Origin of the sequence: Cryobacterium sp. CAN_C2 (assembly GCF_015751745.1) — a bacterium.
Classification (GTDB): domain Bacteria; phylum Actinomycetota; class Actinomycetes; order Actinomycetales; family Microbacteriaceae; genus Cryobacterium.
Map to the genome: position 1 here is coordinate 1 of NZ_JADOUX010000037.1, position 5,701 is coordinate 5,701.

The window sequence follows — 5,701 nt, forward strand, 5'->3', positions numbered from 1 at the left end:
AACAGAACAGAACAGAACAGAACAGAACAGAACAGAACAGAACAGAACAGAACAGAACAGAACAGAACAGAACAGAACAGAACAGAACAGAACAGGGCGGCGCGACGGCACAGTTCAGGCCGGTCGAATGAGTGCATTGCCGGTGGGCCGGTGGGCCGGTGAGCCGGTGCGCCTGTTGCACGGTGCGGCCCGTCGACGCGGTGGTCGACGAATTGATCGGCCTCTGTGCCTGCCTGCAGGCACGCTCGTCGGTCGTTGCCTCGACTCGCTCCTGCTGCTCGCTGCACCCGACGGGTGGGACTGATGGAATTCATCCGCTGGCGGGCACCTGGTCTCGACACTCAACCAAGGAGTCTTACGGTCCGCAGGTTTCTCGCGCCGCGCGGCCGGGAGAGCGCGCGGCCGAGCGCCCGTGGGTGAGGATGGACTGGTGCGAATCATTCTGGTTTCAGGGCTCCTCGTGCTCAGCGCTGCCCTCACGGCGTTCAGCGTGCTGGCCCTCGACCTGTTCGAACCGGGCCGCGACAGGGTGCAACTCGTGCTCGTCACGAGTGCGCTCTGGCTGCTGTTCGGCCTGGCCTGGTGGCTGCTGCGCCGCATCAACGGCACGGCGGTCGTCGCGCTGGTCCTCGCTGGCTCCGCCCTGATCGGCGGCGCTGCGATGGTCGGCCCGCCCAACACGAGTACCGACTCGGCCCGCTACGCCTGGGATGGCATCGTGCAAAACAATGGCATCAGCCCCTACGCTTTCACCCCAGCGGATGACCGCCTCGATTCCCTCAGGCCAGACTGGCTGTTCCCGGCGCCACAGACCACTGCCGCCGGCACGGAGGCCTGCGTCGGCGAACGCATCGTCCGCGCCCATAAGACCGAGTCCGACGAGCTGCTCTGCTCGGCGCTCAACCGCACGGCGGTGCCCACGATCTACCCGCCGGCCAGCGAAATCTTCTTCGCCGTCGTGCGTTTTCTCACCGGCCCCGAGCCGACCTACTGGCCGTTGCAGCTCGCCGGGCTGCTTATGAGCCTCGGCACGACGGTCATGCTGCTGGTCGGCATGCGCCGCCGCGGCCTCGACCTGCGCAACGCGGCGCTCTGGGCCTGGTGCCCGCTCGTGGCGACCGAGGCGATCACCAACTCCCACGTGGATATGCTCGGCGTCATCTTCGTCGTCGCGGCCGTGTTCCTCGTCTCGACCAAGAAGGTGTGGCGCGGCGGTGCCCTGCTCGGAATCGCGATCGGCACCAAGCTCATCCCGGTGTTGGCGGCGCCGGCGCTGCTCAAGCGGGGCGGGTGGCGCATGGTCAGCGCATCCGTTCTGAGTTTTGCACTGCTGTACGTGCCCTATGTGCTGGCCACCGGCATCGGGGTGCTCGGCTACCTCCCCGGTTACCTGAGCGAGGAGGGGTACCAGGATGGATCTCGGTTCGCGCTGGTGTCTCTCGTCGCGCCGGGGGCATCCGCTATTATCGTCGCCGGCCTGATCCTGAGCGTCGTCGCCGTGCTCGTGATCGTCAAAACCGACCAGAACCGGCCCTGGGTCGGTCAACTTGTCATGATCGGCGCGACCCTGCTCGTGCTCAGCCCCCGCTACCCCTGGTATGCGCTGCTGCTGCTGCCGTTCGTGGCGCTCAGCGGCCGCTGGGAATGGCTGCTCGTGCCGATGGCGCTCACCCTGCGGCTACTCGTGCCGAGCGTGCCGCTCACCCAGGCGTCGATCGCGATCGCAGTCGTTGTGATCGTCGCGGTATCCCTGCACCGCGCCGGCCCCGGCGCCGTTAAACGGATGCTGGCCGGCATCCGCTGGCCGACCCCGGCCAGCGCGAAGTAGACGGGTTGGTGATCGTGGAACGCTTTACAGCTCAGGGCGCTCCGTAAATCACGACGTGCTGCGAGCTGAACCACGCGCAGCGATCGATCAAACCCGCGTGCCGCGGTTCGCGGCCGCCGCGTGTAGAGTCGGCGCCGATAGCGCTACCGTCCAACTTCTCGCCGGCGACCATGAGGCGTGCGGGCACGCACAAATCGGGGCCCGCCGTGTGGCGAGCCCCGATTTGTGCTGCGAAGTCCGATTGGTGCTGCGAAGACCGATTTGTGCTGCGAAGACTCTGTAGGGAGAGTCGGTTACCTACTTGGTCGCGGCGGTGATGGTCGCGACACCAACGAGCATCTGGTCAGCGACGGCGTCGGTGCTGAACGTGGAGTTCAGCAGGCCGGCGGCGACGGAGGAGATGTGAACCGTGGTGCCGGTGAGGATGGCGTTGTCGCCGTCCATCTTGAGCGGCTCAAGGGTTCCACCGTAGAGATTGAACAGCAGGGCCTGGGTCGCAGCGGACTTGCCGTTGACCGAGACGTCACCGAAGAGCTCCGAGGTGCCCGGGTCGATGGTGAAGTTGGTCAGCTCGACGACGATGTCGCCGGCGGTCAGCGAGAAGCCGGAACCCTCGTGCTTGATGGAGCCCTGAACGAAGGGGCGGTAGCTCTCGGCCGGGTCGTAGTAGTCCACGTTGCCGCCGGTGATCGGAAAGTGCAGGCTGCCGTCTGCGAGGGTGGCCGTTCCGACGGTGCCGGCGGTGAGGCCGAGGCTCGTGAGGGCGGCACCGAAGTCGGCGTCGAGCAGCACGGCGGTGTCAACGCCGGAGAGGCTGGGGATGGAGGCGAGCGGCGTCGGCGTGGCCTCGGCCGAACTGGACGAGGTCGACGGGGGCGCCGGGGTCGTGGTAGTGCCGGTCGCGGAGCAGCCCGCGAGGCCGGCAACGAGAATTCCAGCAGCAGCGAAACCGACGGTGACCTGAGTGAATGAACGCATGGGGTGAATCCTTTTCTGTAGATGGTGCAGGTGGTGTTGGGGTCTGCATGGTGTTCGGTTCCACCCCCGAAAAGGTTTGGAATCACCTCAATCCGTTACCGTTCTGTTACTACATACAGCAAACGTACAGACACGCGGGCGCGCCACCGGACCCCCTCGGGTGCCCGTGATCCCAGTCACAGCGCGGGAGTGCCGAGCCTCAGCCGAGTGGATGCCCACCCCGCCGCCCCGCCCGCCCCGCGCCGTGTGGTTGTCGCGGTTCGCGCCGACGAGACCGGGAGGGGGCGGAGCTGCCGGTGGCGGTGGTCTAGAAGTGGCGGAAGCGATCCGGCGCGAGATCCCAGGGATCTTTGCCGAGCAGTTCAGCGACGCCGCGAAAAACGCAGCTCTCGATCATCATGCGCTGGTGCATCTCATCGTTTTCGTGCAGGCGCGACAGACGCTGGATCGGCAGCCGATAGAACACCACACGATTCGTCTTCGGCGTCACCATCCAGCGTTCGACACCGACGCCGGGCACGACCGACCGCGGTCCGGAGGCCACCTCGAACACGGATTTGCCCAGTTCTTCGGGCCAGACGCCGCGCAGGTACTCGATCGTCGAGGCAATCGTCATGTCGAACAGATCGATGCGGGTGCGCAGCGGCGGCAGAAACGGGCCGGTCGCCGAACTGCGGATGCCGCGGCCGTGCCGGTCACGCCCGCGGCCGCGTACGGTCGGTTCGGGCGCTGCGGAACGACGGGATCGGGACATGCTGCCATCCTACGGTGGGCTGGCAGCCGGTACCCTTATGAGCAATGACATTCCGCCCGTGTTCTCGTGTTGCCTGCCTCGAACCCTCGGTGGCCACGCTCACCTTTGACTATGGGGAGTCCCTCGCCGTGCTCGGCCCGCTCTCCAGCCGCAAGGAACCGCACAGCTTTGACCTGTGCTCCCGGCACGCGGAGCGCACGAGCGCTCCGCAAGGCTGGCAGCTGATGCGGCACCGCCTCGTGGCCGACGAGCCCGACGCCGCCAACTAGAACGCGCCGGCTGTGCCGCGGCGGCTGGCGCTGCACCTTGTGGGCGATCATGGCGCTCGGCGTCGTGGCCTTTATCGTGATGGCGCCCGCCGCAGCGGCAGTACGGCGCAGCACGGCCGTATCCGTTCTGGCGGCGGCCCCGCCCACGAACGAGCGAAACAATGTCGGTGTCGTTCAGACGGAAATGGCAAGATAGCACCATGACTGTCGCCTCACCCACCGTGTCCCGCACCTTCACCTACAAGATCGCCGATCTGTCGCTCGCCGAGGCTGGGCGCCACCAGCTACGGCTGGCCGAAAACGAGATGCCGGGCCTCATGGCTCTGCGCACCGAATTCCACGAGTCGAAGCCGCTCGCCGGCGCCCGAATCGCTGGATCCCTGCACATGACCGTGCAGACCGCAGTGCTGATCGAGACCCTCGTCGCCCTCGGCGCCCAGGTGCGGTGGGCCAGTTGCAACATTTTCTCCACCCAGGACGACGCGGCCGCGGCGATCGCGGTCGGCCCCACCGGCACGGCGGATGCCCCCGCCGGCGTTCCGGTGTTCGCCTGGAAGGGCGAAACGCTCGAGGAATACTGGTGGTGCACCACGCAGATCTTCGACTGGAGCACCGAGGCGGCAGCCGCTGGCGCGTCCTGGACCGGCCCGAACATGATCCTCGACGACGGCGGCGACGCCACGATGCTCGTGCACAAGGGTCGCGAGTTCGAGTTGGCCGGCACCGTTCCAGCGGATGCTGCGGGTGACAGCCACGAGTACGGTGTCATTCTCGCCGCCCTCCGTCAGTCCCTCGCGGAGTCGACCGACCGCTGGACCCTGGTCGCTGCCGACCTCGTGGGTGTCACTGAAGAAACCACGACCGGAGTGCACCGCCTCTACGAGCTGGCCGCGAGCCAGGAACTGCTCTTTCCGGCCATCAACGTCAACGATTCGGTCACCAAGAGCAAGTTTGACAACAAGTACGGCATTCGCCACTCGCTGCCCGACGGCCTCAACCGTGCCACTGACGTGCTGATCGGCGGCAAGGTCGTCTTCGTCGCCGGCTACGGCGATGTCGGCAAGGGCGCCGCCGAAGCGCTGCGTGGCCAGGGCGCCCGCGTGATCGTGAGCGAGATCGACCCGATCAATGCTCTGCAGGCCGCGATGGATGGATTCCAGGTCGCCCGCCTCGACTCCGTCGTCGAACAGGTCGACATTTTCGTCAGTGGCACCGGAAACTTCAATGTCATCGGCGTTGACCACATGTTGCGCATGAAGCACCTCGCGATCGTCGCCAACGTCGGACATTTCGACAACGAGATCGACATGGCCGCACTCGAGTCGTTACCGGGCGCAGTCAAGGTGCAGATCAAGCCGCAGGTCGACGAATGGCGGATGCCGAGCGGGCGCAGTGTGCTCGTACTCTCGGAGGGGCGCCTGATGAACCTCGGCAACGCCACCGGTCATCCCTCGTTCGTGATGAGTAACTCCTTCACCAACCAGGTGCTCGCGCAGATCGAACTCTATGTCTCTCCAGAAAAGTACCCGGTCGGTGTGTATGTGCTGCCCAAGCTGCTCGACGAGAAGGTCGCGCGCCTGCATCTCGACGCCCTCGGCGTGGAACTGACCGTCCTCACCCCCGAGCAGGCCGGCTACCTCGGCATTCCCGTAGAGGGCCCCTACAAGGTCGACCACTACCGCTACTAACACCCCGTACCATCCATTGTTCTCCGGGCCCCCGGGCCCGGAGAGTGGGCCCACGTTCTATCGTGGGCCCACGTTCTTAGGGCGGGCCCGGGGTGTGGGGTGTTGGTCTGGCGACACGCCCGGGTGGGGGGCGTTTTGACGGGTGGGCTGGGTGGCCGTAATGTATCTATACGTACCCCAAAGG

At 66.1% G+C, this 5,701-nt stretch carries 5 protein-coding genes; 3 read left to right on the forward strand and 2 right to left on the reverse strand.

What is annotated here, in order from left to right; all coding sequences use genetic code 11:
- Positions 1-430 precede the first annotated feature (430 nt).
- Positions 431-1,828 (forward strand): glycosyltransferase family 87 protein, encoded by a 1,398-nt coding sequence (locus IWX77_RS16635; protein WP_196845660.1) that lies wholly within the window; start codon positions 431-433, stop codon positions 1,826-1,828.
- A gap of 297 nt (positions 1,829-2,125) precedes the next feature.
- On the opposite strand, the gene IWX77_RS16640 is transcribed toward IWX77_RS16635, so the two are convergent.
- Positions 2,126-2,806: a hypothetical protein gene (locus IWX77_RS16640; RefSeq protein WP_196845661.1), complete on the reverse strand. Its 681-nt coding sequence runs from the start codon at positions 2,804-2,806 to the stop codon at positions 2,126-2,128.
- 307 nt (positions 2,807-3,113) lie between these two features.
- Positions 3,114-3,560: a metallopeptidase family protein gene (locus IWX77_RS16645; RefSeq protein ID WP_196845662.1), complete on the reverse strand. Its 447-nt coding sequence runs from the start codon at positions 3,558-3,560 to the stop codon at positions 3,114-3,116.
- Positions 3,561-3,604: 44 nt separating this feature from the next.
- Between IWX77_RS16645 and IWX77_RS16650 the strand changes: the two genes are divergently transcribed.
- Together IWX77_RS16650 and ahcY are read left to right on the forward strand one after the other, a co-directional pair.
- A complete protein-coding gene (locus tag IWX77_RS16650) occupies positions 3,605-3,829 on the forward strand; it encodes a DUF3499 family protein (protein WP_196845663.1) in 225 nt (74 codons plus the stop codon).
- A gap of 200 nt (positions 3,830-4,029) precedes the next feature.
- Positions 4,030-5,517 (forward strand): adenosylhomocysteinase, encoded by a 1,488-nt coding sequence (ahcY, locus tag IWX77_RS16655; protein WP_196845664.1) that lies wholly within the window; start codon positions 4,030-4,032, stop codon positions 5,515-5,517.
- Positions 5,518-5,701 lie beyond the last annotated feature (184 nt).

Excerpts from the sequence above, each read along its gene's own strand:
- IWX77_RS16640 (WP_196845661.1), bottom strand. The coding sequence starts at position 2,806 with ATGCGTTCATTCACTCAGGTCACCGTCGGTTTCGCTGCTGCTGGAATT.
- IWX77_RS16645 (WP_196845662.1), bottom strand. The coding sequence starts at position 3,560 with ATGTCCCGATCCCGTCGTTCCGCAGCGCCCGAACCGACCGTACGCGGC.
- IWX77_RS16650 (WP_196845663.1), top strand. The coding sequence starts at position 3,605 with ATGACATTCCGCCCGTGTTCTCGTGTTGCCTGCCTCGAACCCTCGGTG.
- ahcY (WP_196845664.1), top strand. The coding sequence starts at position 4,030 with ATGACTGTCGCCTCACCCACCGTGTCCCGCACCTTCACCTACAAGATC.